Origin of the sequence: Halomonas sp. ND22Bw (assembly GCF_003011945.1) — a bacterium.
GTDB lineage: Bacteria > Pseudomonadota > Gammaproteobacteria > Pseudomonadales > Halomonadaceae > Halomonas > Halomonas halophila.
Genome location: NZ_PXWD01001660.1, coordinates 1 through 241, shown reverse-complemented (window position 1 = coordinate 241; position 241 = coordinate 1). Strand labels below are relative to the sequence as shown.

General features: G+C 65.6%; 1 protein-coding gene. It reads right to left on the bottom strand.

Features of this window, described 5'->3' with window-relative positions; all coding sequences use genetic code 11:
- Positions 1-180 (bottom strand): FAD-dependent oxidoreductase (locus CVH10_RS23905; protein WP_146143380.1); only part of this gene is annotated, 180 nt, incomplete at its 3' end.
- Positions 181-241: the final 61 nt, after the last annotated feature.

Genomic DNA, 241 nt, shown 5'->3' with positions numbered 1-241 from the left:
GTGCAGCATTGCCTTCGACGGGATGCAGCCGACGTTAAGGCACGTGCCGCCCAGCGTTTCGCGACTTTCGACGCACGCAGTCTTCAACCCCAGCTGCGCCGCCCGGATCGCGGCGACATAGCCACCGGGGCCGGCGCCGATCACGAGGACGTCATAGTCGTACTGCTGTTCGTCAGCCATTTCCGTTGCCTCCACCCCGGCGAAAGCCGGGGTCCAGTTACGGGCCGGAGATGGTGAACGC